17 protein-coding genes are annotated in these 19,946 nt (G+C 66.7%); 8 read left to right on the top strand and 9 right to left on the bottom strand.

All coding sequences use genetic code 11. The annotated features are described in order from the left end of the window. Positions 1–18: 18 nt before the first annotated feature. A complete protein-coding gene (gene queG, locus PVZ72_RS19505; RefSeq protein WP_273862775.1) occupies positions 19–1,083 on the top strand; it encodes a tRNA epoxyqueuosine(34) reductase QueG in 1,065 nt (354 codons plus the stop codon). A gap of 17 nt (positions 1,084–1,100) precedes the next feature. On the opposite strand, the gene PVZ72_RS19500 is transcribed toward queG, so the two are convergent. The 5 genes from PVZ72_RS19500 to PVZ72_RS19480 all read right to left on the bottom strand — a co-directional run bounded on the left by PVZ72_RS19500 (position 1,101) and on the right by PVZ72_RS19480 (position 5,747). Further along, entirely contained in the window at positions 1,101–1,781 is a 681-nt protein-coding gene (locus PVZ72_RS19500) for a DUF2931 family protein (protein ID WP_273862774.1), read from the bottom strand. After that, positions 1,778–3,649, bottom strand: coding sequence for a PAAR domain-containing protein (locus PVZ72_RS19495; RefSeq protein ID WP_273862773.1), 1,872 nt, complete (start codon positions 3,647–3,649; stop codon positions 1,778–1,780). Before PVZ72_RS19495 ends, PVZ72_RS19500 begins: the two co-directional genes overlap by 4 nt. A 97-nt stretch (positions 3,650–3,746) precedes the next feature. Continuing rightward, a complete protein-coding gene (locus tag PVZ72_RS19490) occupies positions 3,747–4,361 on the bottom strand; it encodes a trimeric intracellular cation channel family protein (RefSeq protein WP_042137396.1) in 615 nt (204 codons plus the stop codon). A 16-nt stretch (positions 4,362–4,377) separates the two neighbouring features. After that, a complete protein-coding gene (orn, locus tag PVZ72_RS19485) occupies positions 4,378–4,926 on the bottom strand; it encodes an oligoribonuclease (RefSeq protein ID WP_273862772.1) in 549 nt (182 codons plus the stop codon). Between the two features lie 50 nt (positions 4,927–4,976). Beyond that, positions 4,977–5,747, bottom strand: coding sequence for a class I SAM-dependent methyltransferase (locus PVZ72_RS19480; protein ID WP_273862771.1), 771 nt, complete (start codon positions 5,745–5,747; stop codon positions 4,977–4,979). 94 nt (positions 5,748–5,841) lie between these two features. On the opposite strand from PVZ72_RS19480, the gene rsgA reads away from it, so the two are divergent. Beyond that, the gene (gene rsgA / locus PVZ72_RS19475; RefSeq protein WP_158896607.1) at positions 5,842–6,864 is read left to right on the top strand and encodes a small ribosomal subunit biogenesis GTPase RsgA; all 1,023 of its coding nucleotides are present in this window, start codon (positions 5,842–5,844) and stop codon (positions 6,862–6,864) included. 48 nt (positions 6,865–6,912) lie between these two features. Here the strand turns inward: rsgA and PVZ72_RS19470 are convergent, their stop codons facing one another. The 3 genes from PVZ72_RS19470 to motA form a co-directional block, all read right to left on the bottom strand. Further along, positions 6,913–7,512, bottom strand: coding sequence for a nitroreductase family protein (locus tag PVZ72_RS19470; RefSeq protein ID WP_273862770.1), 600 nt, complete (start codon positions 7,510–7,512; stop codon positions 6,913–6,915). 164 nt (positions 7,513–7,676) lie between these two features. After that, positions 7,677–8,837 (bottom strand): flagellar motor protein MotB, encoded by a 1,161-nt coding sequence (locus PVZ72_RS19465; RefSeq protein ID WP_273862769.1) that lies wholly within the window; start codon positions 8,835–8,837, stop codon positions 7,677–7,679. Then, entirely contained in the window at positions 8,837–9,688 is an 852-nt protein-coding gene (gene motA, locus PVZ72_RS19460) for a flagellar motor stator protein MotA (protein ID WP_017642892.1), read from the bottom strand. Before motA ends, PVZ72_RS19465 begins: the two co-directional genes overlap by 1 nt. Positions 9,689–9,805: 117 nt before the next feature. Between motA and PVZ72_RS19455 the strand changes: the two genes are divergently transcribed. The 5 genes from PVZ72_RS19455 to PVZ72_RS19435 are packed head-to-tail and all read left to right on the top strand — an operon-like array spanning position 9,806 to position 17,064. Beyond that, the gene (locus PVZ72_RS19455) at positions 9,806–11,323 is read left to right on the top strand and encodes an HDOD domain-containing protein (protein ID WP_187980988.1); all 1,518 of its coding nucleotides are present in this window, start codon (positions 9,806–9,808) and stop codon (positions 11,321–11,323) included. Between the two features lie 59 nt (positions 11,324–11,382). After that, the gene (locus tag PVZ72_RS19450) at positions 11,383–12,192 is read left to right on the top strand and encodes a rhodanese-like domain-containing protein (RefSeq protein WP_187980987.1); all 810 of its coding nucleotides are present in this window, start codon (positions 11,383–11,385) and stop codon (positions 12,190–12,192) included. 16 nt (positions 12,193–12,208) lie between these two features. Further along, positions 12,209–13,117, top strand: coding sequence for an archaetidylserine decarboxylase (gene asd, locus PVZ72_RS19445; RefSeq protein ID WP_273862768.1), 909 nt, complete (start codon positions 12,209–12,211; stop codon positions 13,115–13,117). Between the two features lie 43 nt (positions 13,118–13,160). After that, positions 13,161–14,945, top strand: a complete 1,785-nt coding sequence (locus tag PVZ72_RS19440) for a molecular chaperone (protein WP_273862767.1) — start codon at positions 13,161–13,163, stop codon at positions 14,943–14,945. Positions 14,946–14,985: 40 nt separating this feature from the next. Beyond that, on the top strand, positions 14,986–17,064 hold the full coding sequence (locus PVZ72_RS19435; protein ID WP_273862766.1) for an EAL domain-containing protein: 2,079 nt from the start codon (positions 14,986–14,988) through the stop codon (positions 17,062–17,064). 30 nt (positions 17,065–17,094) lie between these two features. Here the strand turns inward: PVZ72_RS19435 and serB are convergent, their stop codons facing one another. After that, positions 17,095–18,249: a phosphoserine phosphatase SerB gene (serB, locus tag PVZ72_RS19430; RefSeq protein ID WP_273862765.1), complete on the bottom strand. Its 1,155-nt coding sequence runs from the start codon at positions 18,247–18,249 to the stop codon at positions 17,095–17,097. Between the two features lie 189 nt (positions 18,250–18,438). Here serB and PVZ72_RS19425 point away from each other — a divergent pair, with 189 nt between their 5' ends. Beyond that, on the top strand, positions 18,439–19,938 hold the full coding sequence (locus tag PVZ72_RS19425; protein ID WP_273862764.1) for an AhpA/YtjB family protein: 1,500 nt from the start codon (positions 18,439–18,441) through the stop codon (positions 19,936–19,938). Positions 19,939–19,946: the final 8 nt, after the last annotated feature.

The following is a 19,946-nucleotide window of genomic DNA, read 5'->3' as shown; positions in this document are numbered from 1 at the left end:
GCCTGTGCGTTCCCGTCGATGTCCGCTGTCGCTCTCGATCTCGCCGCCCTGGCCGACCTCATCAAGACCTGGGGTCGGGAATTGGGCTTTCAGCAGACCGGCATCGCCGGGCTGGATCTGGCACGTCACGAGGAACATCTGGAGCGCTGGCTGGCCGCCGGTTTCCACGGCGAGATGGACTATATGGCCGCGCACGGCAGCAAACGTTCGCGACCGGCCGAACTGGTCCCGGGGACCCTGAGGGTGGTTTCCCTGCGCATGGACTACCTGCCCGGCGACACCCGCATGAGCGAGCGCCTGGCCGACAGAGCGGCTGCCTACGTCTCGCGCTATGCCCTGGGCCGCGACTACCACAAGCTGATCCGCAAGCGCCTGCAACAGCTGGCCGAGCGCATCCAGGGCGAGATCGGCCCCTTCGGCTATCGCGCCTTCGTCGACAGTGCGCCGGTGCTGGAAAAGGCCATCGCCGAACAGGCCGGCCTGGGCTGGATCGGCAAGAACACCCTGGTGCTCAATCGCAAGGCCGGCAGCTGGTTCTTTCTCGGCGAACTCTTCGTCGATGTGCCCCTGCCGGTGGACGAACCTACCCCGCGCGATCACTGCGGCACCTGCCGCGCCTGCCTGGACATCTGCCCGACCCAGGCCTTCATCGGCCCCTATCAGCTCGACGCCCGGCGCTGCATCTCCTACCTGACCATCGAGTTCAAGGGCTCCATCCCGCTGGAGCTGCGGCCACTAATCGGCAACCGGGTCTTCGGCTGCGACGACTGCCAGCTGGTCTGCCCCTGGAATCGCTTCGCCAAGCCGACTGCCGAAGGCGATTTCCAGCCGCGTCACAGTCTGGACAGCGCCAGCCTGGCCGAACTGTTCCGCTGGACCGAAGCCGAATTCCTCAGCCGCACCGAAGGCTCGCCCCTGCGCCGCGCCGGCTACGAGCGCTGGCTGCGCAATCTGGCCGTCGGCCTGGGCAATGCCCCCACCAGCATACCGGTTGTGGAAGCCCTGAAGCTGCAGCGCGAACACCCCTCACCCCTGGTGCGCGAACACGTGGAATGGGCGCTGCAGCGGCACGGCGAGGCCTGAGCGACAATCTCGAACGGTCAAGGCCCTACCGCGGTATAGGGAATCGGCGCCCACCAGCTGCCGTAGGGCACGCCGTACTTGTCGACATAGCTTTTAACCACCGGCGACAGCGGTCGATACTTGCCGTTGGATTTACCGCCGTAGGGCCCCTTGGGTTCGATCGCGGCCTGGAGGGTCAGAACTTCGATGGGATCGAGGCAGGGGCCCATGATCCAGACCTTGACCACCCCACCGGGCGCCAGGCCGATGGTGAGGTCCTTGCGATAATCCGAGGTGCGACCACTGACCGGACACTCGGCTGGTAGACGCTCGACCATTTTTTCCCTGGCCCAATCGGGGATGGTGAACAGCGCGTGGTAGGTTTGAGGCTCGACCATGGATTGCCAGCGTAAGGAGACGACGTAGGGTAGATCTAAGCCGGTTAGGTTACGGCCGGCACCGGAGCCGATCCTTTTAGGCCAGCCTCTGGCGGTAGCCGATAGGCTGGCTGGCTCGCCCATGGCGACTACTCCCCTCATGGCATTGGGAAAGATACGCCCACTGTTGTCGCCAATGTTGGCTTGCTCCAGCCAGACTTCCATATAGTTGGGCGCCAGAAAGCCCAGGTACCAGGCGTCATAGGGCAGTTTGTTCGCGGCGCCGGACTGGCAACCCGCCAGACTCATGAACAGGGCGATAGACAGCAGCCAGCGCCTCATCGCGGGTACCCTACTTGGGGACTATTGGGATAGAGGCTGCGCCTACCATCGACGGTGGGTGCATCGACGAAGATTGCATCCACATTGCCCAGGCCACTGCCCACACGCGCATTCCAGTGAGCCGATCTGTGCACATAGCGACTGAGCAGCAGACGATTTTCGGCCTGACTCAGTGCCTCAGGTGCGTGCGGACTGCCCGCCTGAAGCTTGCTGGCTATAGGAACCAGATCGGCCGGCAAGCGCCACTCCGGATCCTCGTCATCGAGGGTCGTGAACGGGACGCCCTGAGCGCTGGCCAGACGGTGCATCATCCGCAGGTAAACCAGGGATAGTTCTCCACGAACCTTTCGCTCCAGCCGTATCGCAGCGAAGACTTCGACTTCCGGCAGGTCGCCCCGTACGCGGGGCAACTCGAGGCGCCAGGTATCAATGCCAAGACGAGTGCTGGTTGAGTCGTACCAAGGCGCCCCTTGCAGGCGCCGCAACTCCAGTTCGGCCTGACGATAGCTCCAGGACTGGTGGCTATCCGTGCCCCTGGGCTCGCGGGAAGCCCTCGGCCGGGTCAACAACAATTGCTCCTGCATCTCATCCGGATAGCCACCCCCGACATCGGCATGTGCGCCAGACAGAAATATCTCCTCATGCTCAGGTGCCACGCTGTTCAAGGCGAAATTACGGCGGTACTCATGCTGCGCGGCCAACTGCACTACCTTTAGCGCGCAACCGGATGGTAAATAAAGATTAAGTCCAGGATTTACTGCATTGGCCGGACTGAAATCGCCTCGCAGGGGATCGGCGATCGCTGCCACGGTATCGAACAAACCGATAAAGTTGAGTCTTGCCTTGGCGCGGTGCCAGGAAAAACACGGCAACAGTCCTATAGCCGCGATACCGCCATCCGCTTTGAGCACTTCATTGGCAAAATGCCGCGCTGCGGCTGCTCCTCTGCTAAAACCAAAAAGATCAAAATCAATAGCTTCGACAGTTACGTTGGGATTGTTTCGTTTGAATTGGTCATAGCTGTCTCCAAAGGCTTTCGGGAACGTCTGGACACAAGCAAGGACGCCACTGGCTCCTAGGCCAGTACCCATTGAAAATAGGCTATCTGCCTGGCCGGCACGGGTGCCAATACCTTCAATGTAGATACGAAGTGTGGCTGTTGACTCGTCGCCCTCAAGTACGCGCGTGGCATCGCTTTTATACAGTCCGAAAAGCCGCGCAATATTCGTCTCCGCCCCCGCATAGCTGCCATCGGCACTCAGCATGAACTTCTCGCAATGCCTTGCGATGCTGCGCGCCTGATCCTGGCGAAACCCCTGCTCTTCCGCCCGACAAGCCGCACCGGTGGCGGCATTGAAGAGGTTGTTGCCGGTGCCGTCGAAGAAGACGCCGATGCGCAGGGTGATGCGCTGTTCTAGCGGGCGCTCCGCCTGTTCGGCGGCTTCATCCCTGGCAACGGGTGCGCTCTCCGGGTGGCTGGCAGGCTCCTCGATATCCCGTCGCTCCCGGGAGCGCAGTGCCGAAGGCTTGCCCTGCCCCGGTGCCAGGCCGGTAGTGCCTGCATGGCTTGCGCAGGCGCCCTTGGGCGCGCCGCCGGCGTCCAGGCCGATGATGACGCTGCCCGAGCCGCCGATCACCACGCCGCCATGGCTGGTAAGGCTGCCGAGCACCGCCGCAGGCCGGCCGTTGATCAGGACAGTAGGGATGACCGCGGCGCTCAGGACCGCGCCACAGCCGCAGGCATGGCCGAGGGTCGCGGCGGGCAGGCCATCGAAAGCGACATCGGCGGAGCCCTGGATCAGGGCGGTGGTACCGCATTGGGGGCAGGCGACGGCGTCGCCCAGGCGAGCAGCAGGCTTTCCAGACATGACCGATCTCCCTATCGGTAACTGGGGCCTGAAAAATGCCGCACAAAAGACTCTAGGACAAGCCTTTCAGGGCGATACCACGCAATTTCTCACTGCCTCAACCGTGAGGATCGTCCGGATAGGTGAAGGTCGGCATCTGCCAGTTGAATCTCAACGCCAGCAGGCGCAGCAGCAACCCCGCGGCCAGGGTGATGAGCAGCGCCTGCTCTTCGCCGAGCCACGGGCGGCAGAGCAGGTAGCAGCCGGCAGAGAGTACCGCCACGCTGGCATAGAGCTCGCGCCGGAGGATCAGGGGTACGTCGTTGCAGAGGATGTCGCGCAGGATGCCACCGCAGGTGCCGGTGAGGGTGCCGCTGACGATGACGATGGCCGGACTCAGGCCCATCTCCAGGGCCACCTGGCAACCGATCACGGTAAAGGCCACCAGGCCCAGGGCGTCGAGCACCAGGAACAGCCGGCGCAGATAGCGCATGACCCGCGCGATGGCCACGGTGGCGAGGCCCGCGCCGACGGTGAGCGCGAGGTACTCCGGGTGCTTTACCCAGCCCAGCGGATAGTGCCCCAGCAGGACGTCGCGCACCGAGCCGCCGCCCAGGGCGGTGACGCTGGCGATCAGTGCCACGCCGAACAGGTCCATGCCGCGGCGCCCCGCGGACAGGGCGCCGGTCATGGCCTCGGCGGTGATCGCGACCAGATAGAGGATGGACAGCAGCACGGACGGGTGGCCGTCAGACCTTGATGAAGTGCTCGCGATAGTGCCGCAGCTCGGCGATGGAATCGCGGATGTCGTCCAGCGCCAGGTGGCTGCCGCTCTTCTTCACGCCGTCACGCACATGGGGCGCCCAACGCGCGGCCAGTTCCTTGAGGGTGGAAACGTCCAGGTTGCGGTAGTGGAAGTAGGCTTCCAGCTCCGGCATGCGGCGATAGAGGAAGCGGCGATCCTGACAGATGCTGTTGCCGCAGATCGGCGACTTGCCCTTGGGCACCCACTGCTGCAGGAATTCCAGGGTCAGGGCCTCGGCCTGGGCGGTATCGACGGTGCTATCGCGCACCCGCTGAGTCAGCCCCGAGCCGCCGTGCTGGCGGGTGTTCCACTCGTCCATGCCGGCCAGGATCTCGTCCGACTGGTGGATGGCCAGCACCGGGCCTTCGGCCAGCACATTGAGATCGCTGTCGGTGACGATGGTGGCCATCTCGATGATCACGTCCCGATCCGGATCCAGGCCGGTCATTTCCAGGTCGATCCAGATCAGGTGCTGCGGATTGGGGGCGGTCATGGTGAACTCCTTGATGATGGCACCAGTGTAGCAGCGCGCCTGCCGCGTACCTACCGGCGCCAGAGCAGCAGCCGGCTGCCGCGCAGGTCACCTACCTCCAGCACCTGATCCGCCGGCTGGTCGGGAATCTCGAAGGTGTTGCTGATCAGCCAGCTGCCGGCCCGCTGTTCCGTGCGGGCCTTGTCGCCCAGGCGTGGCATGGGCGCCGGCGAGAGAAAGCAGTAGACGACGTCGAACTCGCCCAGCTGCACCCGCCAGAGATCGCGATAGCGCACCTGGCAATTGCGCCGCGGCAGGCAGCGCAGCCAGGCCAGGGCGAAACTCAGCGGCGCCGTCTCCACCCCGATGAAGCTGGCCTGGGGAAAGCGCCGGGACAGATCGACCAGGGTATCGCCCAGGCCGCAGCCGAGGTCGACGAAGCGAAAGGTCGGCTCGCGCTCGGCGAGCAGTTCGGCCAGCCGCTCGCGGGTCTGGCGCCCGGTGAGATAGAGCGGTACCCGCTCGCGCAGGCTGTTCCAGTTCAGCAGCAGGAGCAGCAGGAAGCCGAGCGCGGCGATGCCTGCCGAGAGTCCGCGACCGCTGACCAGGTAGAGTGCCGGGGCGAACAGCAGATTGATGAACACCCACCAGCGGGCGAGTCCCAGCAGCTCGCCCAGCAGGGCCGCCAGTACCGCCTGCAGGCAGACCAGCGCCAGCAGCGAGGGGCGCTGGCCGGCGAAGCCGGCCCACAGGCGGATGCCGACGACGGCGACCACCAGGGCGGCCAGTTGCACCAGCACGGCCAGCAACAGCGGATAGCGCGAGGCGAGATGGGCCAGCATGGGGGCTCCGGAGCGACGAGGTACGCCAAGTTTAGGTAATCCGCGAGAGGCGGCCAATGCTAGACTCAGCGGTCCTGAAACCCGCGGATATCCCATGGCCAAACGCCACCTGACCCGTCGCCAGAGCTGGCGGATCGAAAAAATCCAGACCGAACGCGCCGCCCGCGCGGAAAAGCGCGAATCCAAGCTGATCGACGAACTCGAAGGCGGCGATCTAGGACCGGAGCAACAAGGCCTGGTGATCGCCCACTTCGGCGTTCAGGTGGAGGTCGAGGATGACGAAGGCCAGCTGCAACGCTGTCACCTGCGCGCCAACCTGCCGACCCTGGTCACCGGCGACCGGGTGGTGTTTCGTCCCAGCCTCCAGGGCAACGGCGTCATCGTCGCCCAGTTGCCGCGGCGTTCGGAGATCTGCCGGCCGGACATGCGCGGTCTGCTCAAGCCGGTGGCGGCCAACGTCGACCGCCTGGTGATCGTCTTCGCCCCGCTGCCCACGCCTCACGCCAACCTCATCGATCGCTACCTGGTGGCCGCCGAGCATGCCGGCATCCAGCCATTGCTGCTGCTCAACAAGGCCGACCTGATCGACGCGCACAACGGCCCGGCGCTGGACGAGCTACTGGGCGTCTACCGCGAGCTGGACTATCCGCTGCTGGAAGTCTCGGCTCACAACGGCCTGAGCATGGACCAGCTCAAGAGCGAGCTGGACGAGCACGTCAGTGTCTTCGTCGGTCAATCGGGGGTGGGCAAGTCATCGCTGGTGAACGCCTTGCTGCCGGGCGTCGATACCCGCGTCGGGCCGCTGTCCGAGCTGACCAACAAGGGCACCCACACCACCACCACCGCCCGGCTCTTCCACTTTCCCGATGGCGGCGATCTGATCGACTCGCCCGGTATCCGCGAATTCGGCCTCAGCCACGTCAGCCGTGACGACGTCGAAGCCGGCTTCAAGGAATTCGGCGACTACCTCGGCCACTGTCGCTTCCGCGACTGCAAGCACGAGCGCGAACCCGGCTGCGCCCTGCTCGCGGCCCTGGAGCGCGGTGACATCCATCCGCAGCGGATGGCCAGTTACCGGCACATCCTGGCCAGCCTCGAAGGCGAGTCGCGCTACTAAGCAAAACGCCGGGCAAGCCCGGCGTTTTCTTGTATCAGTCGACGACCATCAGCCAAAGACGCGGAAGCGCTCGGCGTCGTCCATGAAGCCCTTCTCCGGGAAGTCCCCCTCGTTGGAACCGAAAGGCATCTGCGCGCGCAGGTGCCAGGTCTCCGGCAGCTTCCACTCGGCGGCGGCCAGGGCGTCGGGCAGCGGATTGTAGTGCTGCAGGCTGGCGCCGATGCCGGCGTTGGCCAGGGCCGCCCACACGGAGAACTGGGCAATGCCGCTGGCCTGCTCCGACCAGATGGGGAAGTTGTCGGCGTAGGCGGGATACTTGTCCTGCAGGCCGGCGACGACGTGCCGATCCTCGTAGAACAGCACGGTGCCGGCGCCGGCCGCGAAGCTGTTGATCTTGCCTTCGGTGGCGGCGAAGGCGTCGGCCGGCACGATCTGCCGCAGCGCCTGCATGACGAAGCCCCAGAACTTGTCGCTCTCGGCGCCGAACAGGATCACCGCGCGCGAGCTCTGCGAGTTGAAGGCGGAGGGCGACAGCTTGACCGCTTCCTGGATAAGCGCGGTGACCTGGTCCTGGGCCAGTGGCAGATTCTTGCCCAGCGCGTACTGGCTGCGGCGGCGCTTGATGGTGTCGATAAAGGCGTTGCTCATCGGAAGGCTCCTGCAGGGGAATCGGAGATCGGGAGACCGCGCGCCAGGGCGCAAGGTGCCCGATCCAGCATGAATACCCTTGCAGCTTAACCAGCCCTGCGCAGGCCAACGGACGAAAAAACCGAACGCTAGCAGCGAATTTTCCTATCGATCACCGCCACCCTTCAGGGCTTGCCCTGGATGACGCCGGCATCGAAGGCATTGATCTGAGTCTTGAAAGCCGCGTTGTTGATGGGTTGCGCCAGGTTGCCGGTGGCGCTGACGCCGCCACTGGAGACTCCGCTGCGGCTCGCCGCCGGTGCGGCGCCGGCCGCGGGCTTGGGTGCCTGGTTGCCACCGGCGCGGCCCTCGATGGCCTGCTGGGCCTTCTTGGTCAGCACGATGATGTCGATGCGGCGGTTGACCGGATTGAGCGGATGTTCGCGATCGAAGGGAGCCGAAGAGGCATAGCCGACGATCCGCGCCACCTGCTCTTCCGGATAGCCACCGGCGATCAGCGCCCGGCGTGCGGCGTTGGCGCGACCGGCGGACAACTCCCAGTTGCTGAAGTCGCCCTTGCCGGCGTAGCGCGCGGCATCGGTATGGCCGCTGATGCTGATCTTGTTCGGCACCTGGCGAATGGTGTCGGCCATGGCCAGCAGGATGTCCTCGAAATAGGATTTCAGCCGCGGACTGCCGGAATCGAACATCGGCCGGTTCTCGGCATCGACGATCTGGATGCGCAGGCCATCCTGGGTGATCTCCAGCAGGATCTGGTCCTTGAACTTCTGCAGCTCCGGATTCTGCTCGATCTTGTTCTGCAACTCCTGCAGCAACAGCTCCAGGCGTTCCTTGTCCACCTGCTCGGCGATCTTTTCCGCCTGGCTCGGATCCATCTTCGCCTGGCTGGCATCCTTCTGCTGCTGGGCCGCGTCGTTGGGCTGGCGCTTGTCGGACTGATCGGGCGCCTGGGTGGGATCGGGCGCGACGCGGTTTGAATCGTTGGGGTCGGCGCGCTCCTGCACGTCCGGATTGACCTTGTTCTGGGTCGAATCCGGTTGCGCCTGGATCTCGGGATTCAGGGTGCGGTCGGGCGCCGGCGTCGGCGTGCCGCCCAGGTCGATGACATAGGGGCTGGCACTTTCGGTGAAGCCGATCGGATCCTGGAAGTAGCCGGCGATGGCCTTCTTCTGCTCCGGGGTGGCCGAGGACATCAGCCAGAGCACCAGGAAGAACGCCATCATGGCGGTGGCGAAGTCGGCGAAGGCGATCTTCCAGGCGCCGCCGTGGTGGCCGGCGGCGCTTTTCTTGATGCGCTTGACGATGATCGGCTGGTTGTTGTCCATCAGCTGCCCCGCATGGCCTGCTCGAGCTCACTGAAGGACGGCCGGTGCGCCGGAAACAGCACCTTGCGGCCGAATTCCACGGCGACGGTGGGCGGCATGCCGCTGGCGGCGGCGACCAGGCAGGCCTTGATGGCCTCCAGCACATTGAGCTCTTCCTTGGCGTCGTGCTCCAGGCAGGTCGCCAGCGGACCGAAGAAGCCGTAGGCGGCGAGAATACCGAGGAAGGTACCCACCAGAGCCGCGCCCACGTGGCCACCGATGGCCGCCTGGTCACCCTCGCCGAGCATGCCCATGGTGATCACGATACCCAGTACCGCGGCGACGATGCCGAAGCCGGGCAGGCCGTCGGCGACCCGCGATACCGCGTGGGACGGATGCTCCAGCTCTTCCTTGATGCCGGCCAGCTCCATGTCGAACAGGCCTTCCAGCTCATGGGGGGCCATGTTGCCGGAGGACATCAGCCGCAGGTAGTCGGCAACGTAGGCGGTCATCCGCTCATCCTTGAGGATGTTCGGGTACTTGCTGAAGATCGGACTGGCCTTGGGATCCTCGACGTCCGCCTCGATGGACATCATGCCCTCGCGCCGGCTTTTGTTGAGGATCTCGTAGAGCAGCTTGAGCACGTCCAGGTAGAAGGCGTGGGTGAAGCGGTTGCCAAACATCTTCAGCGACTTCTTGAACACCTGCATGAAGGTACTGCCCGGGTTGGCCTGCAGAAAGGCCCCCAGGGCGGCACCGCCGATGATCAGGACCTCGAGCGGCTGGATGATCGCAGCGATCTTGCCATGCGCGAGGATGTAGCCGCCGAGGACAGCCGCGAATATCACGATGATGCCGATGATTTTTGCCATGGTTGGGAATACTGTGTGCTAAGGAAAATTGAGCCGGGGATCTGCCCTCACGTCCCCTTTATCGGACCCGGCGCCCCGGACTGAAGGCCTTTCATCAAATTTCAAGGCGACCGTCGTATGTCCAGCCGCCCGAACACCGTCGAAGACTGGGTCAAACACTTGGAAGGCGTACGCCTGCCGGTGGCCACCGCCAGCGCGGAGCGTCTGCGCCGCGCCCTGGCTGATGGCCGTCTGGCGTTGCATGAGATCGCCGAACGGCTCTGCGAGTCCCCCCCCCTGGCGCTGGCCCTGCTGCGCGAGGCCAATCGCGGCCATGCCAGCCTTGGCGATCCGGCCGCCAGTCTGGAAGCCGTGCTCGGCCGCGTCGGTCTCGGGCCGGCGGAGTACCTGATCGCCCGCCAGCCGACCCTGCCCGAGGAGCGCCTGCCGCGTCCGCTGCGGCAGCTGTGCCTGGTCAGCCAGCACGCCATGACCCTGGGGCTGGGCCTGTTCGGCGTGCCCCTGGCGCGGCTGTGGCCGGACATCCGCCTGGCCGCCCTGCTCTTTCTGGCGCCACTCTGGCCGCTGGCGACCCGCTATCCGGAACTTTTCGAGGAGTGGGAACGGCGGGTGCTGGGCGAAGGCGAACCGGCGCTCAAGGTCGAGCGCGAACTGCTCGGCGTGCCGGCGATCCGCCTGTGCCAGGCGCTGGCCCGCCACTGGCAGTTGCCCGAGTGGATCGTGGAAGGCTATCGCCTGCTGGACCAGGATCGCCGGCAACTGGTCAGGGCGCTGCACATCGCCCATGGCGACGATCCCCTCGAACAGCAGCAGCGCCTCGACGACGACCCCAATCTGCGGCGCTGGCTGACCCATCCCGGCAACACCATCCTGCTGGCCAATGGCCTGGCCCTGGCCAGCCACCATGCCTGGGATGGTCCTCATACCCTGCGCTGGCAGCGTTTCAGCGCCCTCTATCTGCAACTGCCGCTGGCACGGGTGCAGAGTCGCAGCCATGAGCTGGCGGTGCAGGATGCCCAGCGCCATGCCCGACCCGGCCTCTGGCATCCGGCGGAAGGCCTGGTCTGGCCACCGGGCGAACGGCGCCTCAAGCCGGTGCCCCGGGTACAGGTCGCCAGCGAGAGTCAGGCACAGCGCTGGCGCGGACTCTGCGAGCAGTTGCTGCACACGCCCAGCGCCTTCGCCACCCTGCCCCAGCTGTTCGATTGCGCCCGCCAGGCGCTGGTGGCCTGCGGCCTGCCGCGGCTGCTGCTGCTGACCCCGGATCGCAACGGCCAGAAGGGCAATGTCCAGCTGCACCATGGCCTGGATGATGCCCCCGGTCTGCAACTGGACATCGCCAGCCATCCGCTGCTGGCCAAGCTGTTCGGCAGCCCCGGCCAGTTGCGCATCGATGACGACAACCGAGCGCGCTTCGCGCCGCACCTGCCCGCCGATCTGCGCCGGCTGTTCAGCAACGAGCGGCTCTGGCTGCGCAGCCTGGGCTTTGGCGAACGGGTGGTGCTGGTGGCGATCCTGGACAGCGAACTGCAGCCGGCGGATCCGCGGCGCAGCGCCGCGCTGGACAAGACCTTCACCTGCATCGAGCGCGCCATCGGCACCTTTGCCAATCGTCCGCGGGCACGACCGACCTGACGCTGGCCGGTCAACCTCGGTACACTTCACCTTTGCTACGGACCGACGGGAAATCCGCGATGCCCTTTTCCGCCCTGCCCCTGGTGATCGAACCGGCCGATCTCGCGGCGCGCCTGGATGCGCCCGAACTCATCCTGGTGGATCTCTGCAGCGCCGCCCACTATGCCGAGGGCCATCTGCCCGGCGCGCGCCATGTCGCGCCCGCCCGCACCCAGCTGGGCAGCAAGCCGGCGCCCGGCCTGCTGCCGGCCCAGGCGGACCTGGAACGGCTGTTCGGCGAACTGGGGCAACGCGACGAGGCCGTCTACGTGGTCTATGACGATGAAGGCGGCGGCTGGGCCGGACGCTTCATCTGGCTGCTGGACGTCATCGGGCATGGCCACTATCACTACCTCAACGGCGGACGCCAGGGCTGGATCGCCGCCGGCCTGCCGCTGAGCACCGAGGTACCGGCTGCGGCGAGCGCGCCGGTCGCCCTGACCCTGCACGAGGAGCCCACCGCCAGCCGTGCCTATCTGCAGAGCCGGCTGGGCGCCGAGGACCTGGCCATCTGGGACGCCCGGGGCGCCGATGAATACCGCGGCGAAAAGGTGCTGACCGCCCGTGGCGGGCACATCCCCGGGGCGATCAACTTCGAGTGGACCGCCGGCATGGATCGCGAGCGCCAGTTGCGCATCCGTGAAGACCTGGCCGCCGAACTGGAGCGCCTGGGCATCACCCGCGACAAGGAAATCATCACCCACTGCCAGACCCATCACCGATCCGGCTTCACCTATCTCGCGGCCAAGGCCCTGGGCTATCCGCGCGTCAAAGCCTATGCCGGCTCCTGGGGCGAATGGGGCAACCACCCCGACACCCCTATCGAATGATTGCCAAGGACCTCTCATGAAACTGCAAGACCGTCTGTTCATCCTTGCCCAGCACCTGCTGCCGCACCATCTGCTGTCGCGGCTGATCGGTGGCTTCGCCGAGTGCCGGGTGCCCTGGTTCAAGAATCTGCTGACCCGCTGGTTCGTCCGTCACTATGACGTCGACATGCGCCAGGCCCAGGTGGAAGACCCTACCGCCTACGAGAACTTCAACGCCTTCTTCACCCGCGCCCTCAAGCCCGGCGCCCGTCCGCTGCCGGCCGCAGCCGACGTGGTGGTCAGCCCGAGCGACGGTGCCATCAGCCAGCTCGGCCGCATCGAGCACGGCCGCATCTTCCAGGCCAAGGGCCACAGCTACAGCCTGCTGGAGCTGCTCGGCGGCGACGGCCTGCGCGCCGCGCCCTTCATGGGCGGTCATTTCGCCACCATCTACCTGTCGCCCAAGGACTACCACCGGGTGCACATGCCGCTCACCGGCACCCTGAAGGAGATGGTCTATGTGCCCGGGCGCATTTTCTCGGTCAATCAGCTCACCGCCGAGAACGTGCCCGAGCTGTTCGCCCGCAACGAGCGGGTGGTGTGCATCTTCGACACCGCCGTGGGGCCCATGGCGGTCATCCTGGTCGGCGCCATGATCGTCGCCAGCATCGAGACGGTCTGGGCCGGTCTGGTCACGCCGCCCAAGCGCGAACTCAAGCGCTTCGCCTACGACGAGGCCGCGCGCGCCCCCATCACCCTGCGCACCGGCGACGAGCTGGGTCGCTTCAAGCTGGGCTCCACCGCCATCGTGCTGTTTGGCCCGGAAGCGGTGAACTGGTCCGCTGAACTCGGCGCCTTGTCCACCGTCAACATGGGGCAACTGCTGGGGGTTCCGACCACGTCGGCCCCCTTGACCACCGTTTCCGAGCCAGGGCCTCTCGCCTAGATGCGCGGTTCATTGCCCATCGAAACAGGAGTGTGCGCGGCGAATGGATAGCAAAAGGCCACAGCTCATGTTGCGGGTACCGACACCCGATCAGCGCAGCCTGACGTTTTGTGACGCCACGCCGGCTGGCCTCAAGCGCTGGCTGGAGCAATTGCCGCGGGCCAAGCTGGGCGAATTCGCCCGGCTGCTCTACCAGGGTCTGCTGGAACTCAATCGGCTGATCCTGACGCCGGAAGCGCGTCTGCGCCTGCTCGAATCCCTGCGCCCGGACGTGCAGCGGGTCTGCCAGCTGCTCGAACGCCATGTGCTCAACCAGGCCATCGTGCTCGACGAGCGCTCGCGCAAGGTGGCCAATCTCTGCCAGGCCCTGCAGAACCTGCTGGCGGCCGGCTACAAGCTGATCGTGGTCGAGGAAAGCGATCGTGGCGAACGCAGCACGCTGCTGGCGAACGCCATCCAGCGTGCCCTGCGCGCCCTGCTCGGGCCGCTGATCCGCGCCGCCCAGCTCTACACCCCGGTGCACGACAACCTCTGGCTGGAGCTGCACCAGCTCTATCGGCTGGCGGTGACCACCGGCCTGCACAACCAGAAGATTCGCGATGAACTGCTGCCCGGCGACGGCAGCCAGACCATCACCCAGGCCTATGGCGCCGCCCTGCTGTTCGGCGCCGCGCGCTGCAACCAGTTGCGCCAGAGCCACATCGCCCAGCTGACGCTGCACCTGGACGACTGGGCCAGCCTGATCCGCCTGCAAGGTCCCGAGCAGAACGGCACCCTGATGGTGGTGGCGCCGCAGATCGACGCCCCGCCACGCTATCGCTCGCTGTTGCGCGAAGCCAATCTCAGCGGTCTGCTCGGTCTCGCCCCGCAGCAACTGGTGCAGGCCATCGAAGACTACCTGGCGCTGGCCCCGGAGCAGCGCCCCCGCGCGCGCCTGCCGGTGCACGGCGATCTGTCCCTGGATCTGCTGCAACACCTGGTCGGGGCCTGGGGCCAGGAGGCGGATCGCGCCTTCCAGCGCATGCCCGGCCAGGGTCAGGTGCAGGTCTGCATCGGCATGAGCGCCCTGCACTACCAGCTCGCGGGTGGTCAGGTGTTCGCCGACACCCTGCGCCTGTCGGCCGTATCCGCACCAGAGACCTTTGCACCCAAGCCCAAGGACGACGTCTGGTCGCTGGCCTTCGACGCCGATACCCGGACCCCCGATGCCCTGGACTGGAGCGCCGAGAACCTGGAAGAGATCCACTACGACGTCCTGCCCGGTGACGGCGAGGCAGCCAGTCCCGCCTTTCCGATCCATGCGGTGCAGGTGGTCAACCACAGTCCGGGCGGCTATTGCCTGAGCTGGAGTGGCGAGGTGCCCGAGCAACTGCAGGCCGGCGAATTGCTCGGCGTGCGCCTGCCCGAGGATCACAACTGGGGCCCGGCGGTGGTGCGCTGGGTCCGCCAGGTGCCCGGCAGCGGGACCCAGATGGGCGTCGAACTGCTGGCGCCCACCGCGCGCCCCTGTGGGCTGCAGCTGCTGCGCAAGGCCGAGCAGAACAGTCAGTACCTGCGTGCCCTGCTCTTGCCGGAGATCAAGGCCATCGACCAGGCGCCGACGCTGATCGCGCCGCGACTGCCCTTCCAGGAAGGCAGCAAGGTGCAGATCAATCAGCAGGGCAACGAGCAGCGCGGCATGCTCGACCGGCGGCGCAGCATGACGGTCAGCTTCAGCGTCTTCGAATATCACCTGCTGGAGCAGAGCGGTACGCAGCCCAGCGGCGGATCCACGGGCGGCGGCGCGCGTCAGGAAGAAGACTTTGACTCGCTGTGGAAGTCTCTGTAGCTTCGCTGAATCATCGTTATCGCCAGGGCGCGAATAGACCATGGCCGCCGAACACAGCGCGATCCGCCTGTTACTGCTCGAAGCATCGCAGAACGAGGCGGAACGCCTGGTCAGCCTGTTCCGCAATGCCGGACGGGCGACGCGGGCCCAGCGCCTGGCCGACCCCGCGGGTCTCGACGAACTACTGTCCCAGTCCTGGGACCTCGCCATCCTCGCCCCCCCCTCGCCGGAACTCGACAGCCTGGCCGCCCTGCGCCAGTTGCGCCGCCGGATACCCCAGCTCGCCGTCATCCAGCGGGTGGCACCGGACGATCCCGCGGCGGTGCTCGACGCCCTGCGCCTGGGCGCCCGCGACGGCATCGCCAGCGACAACGACGAACACCTGCTGCTGGCCAGTCTGCGCGAACTCGGCAACCTGGCCGAGCGCCACGAGCGCCGGCGCCTGGAACAGGCCCTGGCCGAGGCCGAGCAGCGCTGCCAGCTGCTGCTGGCCAACGCCGTGGAAGCGGTCGCCTATGTCCACGACGGTCTGCATATCCACGTCAACTCGGCCTATGTCGAGCTGCTGGGCTATCCATCCGCGGAAGACCTCGAAATCACTCCGCTGATGGACCTCATCGCCGCCGCCGACCAGCCGGCGCTGCGCGAGGCCTTTCGCCAGTTGCGCGACGATCCCCGCCCCCTCGAACTGGACTGCCGCTGCGTTCGCCAGGACGGCAGCACCCTTGGTGTGCGCCTGCGCCTGACGCCGGCCATCTATCTCGACGAACCCTGCGTGCAGCTGCACCTGCGCGAGGAACGCGCGGCCCCGGGCGCCGAGGCCCTCGAGGAACAGCTGCGCGAGGTGCGCTTCCAGGACATCCTGACCGGTCTGCTCAATCGCAGCCGCATGCTCGAATTGCTCGAGGATGCCCTGGAACGCGCTCGGCTCGGCGCCCCAGCCAGCTTCGCCTACCTGAGCATCGATCGCTATCCGACCCTGGTGGCCGAGCTGGGCATAGGCGCCATGGACGAATTGCTGGTGGTCCTGGCCGAGCGCCTGCGCGAGCATTTCGGCACCCTGGTGACCCTGTCGCGCTTCGCCGACGACGCCTTTACCGCCCTCCTGCCGCAGGCGGCCGACGCCAGCCTGGACAGTGCCTTCGAACGCCTGCTCGGCCGCCAGGAGCGCCAGCCGCTGACCCTGGCCGGGCGCACCCTGGCCATCAGCTATTCCATCGGCGTGGTCAGCCTGGACAGCCATACCAAGAGCGCCGGCGACCTGGTGGACCGCGCGCACCGCTCCGCGCGCCAGGTCGCCCAGCGCGGCGGCAATGCCTGCAAACGCTACGATCCCCAGGAAGAGCTGGCCGCCGCCGCCAATCGCGGCAATCTGGTGGCGATGGTCAAGCAGGCCTTGCAGCAGAACGGCTTCCGCCTGCTGTTCCAGCCGGTGATCAGCCTGCGCGGCGGCAGCCACGAGTACTACGAGGCGCTGCTGCGCCTGATCAATCCCCAGGGTGAAGAGGTCTCACCGGCCGAATTCGCCCGCACCGCCCGCGACAGCGGCCTGAGCGGCCAGATCGATCGCTGGGTGATCCACCAGGCCATGCGCCAGCTCGGCGAGCACCGCGCCCGCGGTCATGGCACGCGCATCTTCGTGCATCTTTCGGGGGCGACCCTGGGCGATCTGGAGTTGTTGTCCTGGCTGCGGGAAACCCTGCAGGCGCAGCAGCTGGACGCCGAGGCGGTGATCTTCCAGCTCAGCGAAGAAGACCTGCTGGCCCAGCCGGAGCAGGCCCTGGCCATGGCGCAGCGGCTACGTCGCCAGGGTCATCCGGTCACCCTGAGCGGTTTTGCCGCCGGCGATCCGCCGCTGGCGGCGCTGCGCCTGCTGGTACCGGATTACGTCAAGCTGTCGGGCAAGCTGATCAAGGACCTGGCGCAACCGGACCATCAGGAGCGCCTCAAGGCACTGGTCGCCGAACTCAGCGCGCAGAACGTCCAGACCATCGCCCCCTTCGTCGAGAGCGCCAGCGTGCTGGCCCAGCTCTGGCAGGTCGGGGTGCACTTCATCCAGGGCTACTACCTGCAGGAGCCCAGTCAGGCGATGGACTACGAGTTCCAGGCCGAGCACTAGGGCTTGGCCTGGAACTCGTAGCGCGCGGACTCAACCGCGGGTCAGGCGATCTTCCACGCCGAGCAGATAGAGCACGCCATCCAGGCCCAGCACGCTCACCGACTGGCGCGCGGACTGGCGCACCAGCGGCTTGGCGCGGAAGGCCACGCCCAGACCGGCCAGGGCCAGCATCGGCAGGTCGTTGGCGCCATCGCCCACGGCGATGGTCTGCTCCAGCGTCAAGCCTTCACGGCTGGCCAGTTCCTGCAGCAGATCGGCCTTGCGCTGGGCATCGACGATGGGCTCGACGGCGCGACCGGTCAGCTTGCCGTCGACGATCTCCAGTTCGTTGGCATAGACGTAGTCGATGCCCAGCCGCGCCTGCACCTGACGGGCGAAGTAGGTGAAGCCGCCGGAAAGGATGGCGGTCTTGTAGCCCAGCCGCTTCAGTTCGGCGAACAGCCGCTCGGCCCCTTCGGTCAGGCGCAGCCCGGCACCGATGTCCTCCAGCACCTCTTCGGACAGGCCCTGCAGCAGCGCCATGCGCTCGGTGAAGCTGGCGCGGAAGTCGATCTCGCCGCGCATGGCGCGCTCGGTGATGGCCGCGACCCGCTCGCCGATACCGGCGGCCTTGGCCAGCTCGTCGATGACCTCGGCCTGGATCAGGGTGCTGTCCATATCGAACACCGCCAGCCGGCGATGCTGACGCTGCAGCTCATCCGGCTGCCAGCCGATGTCGGCCTGGCCTTCCTGGGCCAGCGCCAGCAGGCCCGCGCGCAGCGCCTGGGGTTCGTGGGGCTCGCCGGTGACGCGCAGCTCCAGGGCGGCCCGTTCGGTCGCGCCCGGCTCGCTCAGGGCGCGGATGGCGTGGATGTTCAGGCCCTGCTCGCGGCACAGCGCGGCCAGGCGGGTCAGCGGCAGATCAGCCAGGGCGCGGCCCATCAGCGTCAGGACATGGGCTTCGCCGGTCTCCGGTGCGGGCTGCGCCAGGGGCGCCACCTGCAGACCCAGGGCCTGCAGCGCCTGCCCCAGCGCCGCGCCGGCACTCGCCGGACTGACCAGCAGGGTCACCGCGGCACTGTTGTCCAGACCCTGCTGCTGCAGCGATTCCAGCCGGGCACCGGCCGCGGCCAGGGCGCCGGTGAGAGCAGCCAACCAGTCGGCGGGCAGGATGCCCACGGCCTGGAGTCCGATAACGTCTTGCATGGCGATCCCCTCGCGGAAAAGCGCGCAGTCTACCCTTTCGCCTCGGCGGTGCCGAGCCGCGGGCACCGGCTGGCGGAGTGAGTCCACCGCCGGCCTCTTTTGCGGGCGAAGCCCTGCATTCGCCGTTTTCGCACCCCTGGCGCGCTGGTTATACTGGCCGCACATTTTTTGTCCAAAGAAACGATTTCTGTGACCCGCCCCGCGACCGTCAAGCCCGATAATTTCTTCCTGCTGATCTACCGAGCCCTGCGCCAGCGTCGTGTGCCGGTGGCCTTGCGCATCGTTTCCCACAGCCTGCTGCTGGTGGCGGCTGCCCTGGTGATCTATGCCGGCATCATGAGCATGCAGTTCCGCCATGCCATGCAGCAGCAGGCCGACGCCGTCGGCCAGAGCCTGGTGACCCAGACGGCCAATTCCGCCGCCGAATTGCTGGTGGCCAACGACAATCTCAGCCTCAACGTGCTGCTGAGCAACCTGGCGCGCAATCCGCTGGTGGCCCATGCCGCGGTCTACAGCCCGGACAACCGCGTGCTGGCCGAGTCCGGCACGCGCCCGAGCCAGGGCCTGCTGACCGCCACCGATGGCATCTACAGCACGCCGATCCGCTTCCAGGACGTCACCGCCGGTCAGGTGCGCCTGGCGCTGGACATGGACCAGTTCCAGCAGCCGATGATGATCAGCCTGCAGAACATGGGCCTGCTGGGCCTGATCCTGCTGGCGCTCACGCTGATTCTCAGCCTGCGGCTCGGTCGTCAGCTGTCGATTCCGCTGCTGGAACTGCGCGTCTGGCTGCGCGATCCCGATGACCCCGCACCGGGCGCCGGCCGTCTCGACGAACTGGGCGACTTGGCTCGCCAGCTGCAGAGTCGCCTGGTCCCGCCCAAGCCGCCCAAGGCGGAAGTGGCTGAGGCCGAGGACGACGATCCCTTCGCCGACGAGCAGGGTGGCCTGAGCGTCAAGCCGCCCGCACGCAAGGCTGCCGCCGCCAAACCGGTCGCGCGCAAGGCGCCAGCCGCGGGCGCCGACAGCGAACTGGACGCCGAGGCCTTCGCCGAGCTGGTGCCTGAGTCCTTTACCGAACCGCCACCCACCCCGGCCCCGACGGTGCCCACCGAGCCCGACATCGTCACCTCGGCGGTGCTGTCCATCCAGCTCGGCGCCCAGGACCAGCTCAGCCGGCTGCCACGCAGCCGCCTCGAACAGCTGCTGGAGCGCTATCGCGACTGCCTGCAGCAGGCCACCGAGCTCTACGATGGCGAACTCCACACCCTCAAGGACGGCGGCAGCCTGATTCTCTTCCACGAACGCAGTGACGACGACGACTACCTGACCCGCGCGCTCTGCTGCGGCGAGATCATGCGCGCCCTCGGTCATGCGCTGCAGGTGGAAGTGGTCGGCAGCGGTGCAACCCTGCAGCTGCAACTGGGTCTGACGCAGGGCGAACGCCTCGCCGGCCTGGAGCTTGCCCAATTGCTGGAAAACACCACCGTACGCAATGCCCAGGCGCTGAGTCGCCACAGTCGCAACCTGTTGCTGGTCGAGCAGAGCATCGCCGAGGACGAGCTGCTGCGTAAACGCGCCCGTATCCGCACCATCGCCAGCCCCGCCGGGGCCAGTTGCGTGGAACGTCTCCTGGAACCCTACTCCGCGACGCTGGAGCGTCACCTGGTCCGGCTCGAGGCGCGGTAACGCGCCCG

This window comes from Pseudomonas sp. LA5 (genome assembly GCF_028640825.1).
GTDB lineage: Bacteria > Pseudomonadota > Gammaproteobacteria > Pseudomonadales > Pseudomonadaceae > Chryseomonas > Chryseomonas aestiva.
Note: the sequence above shows the minus strand (reverse complement) of the source record. Positions and strands in the feature narration are given on the sequence as shown.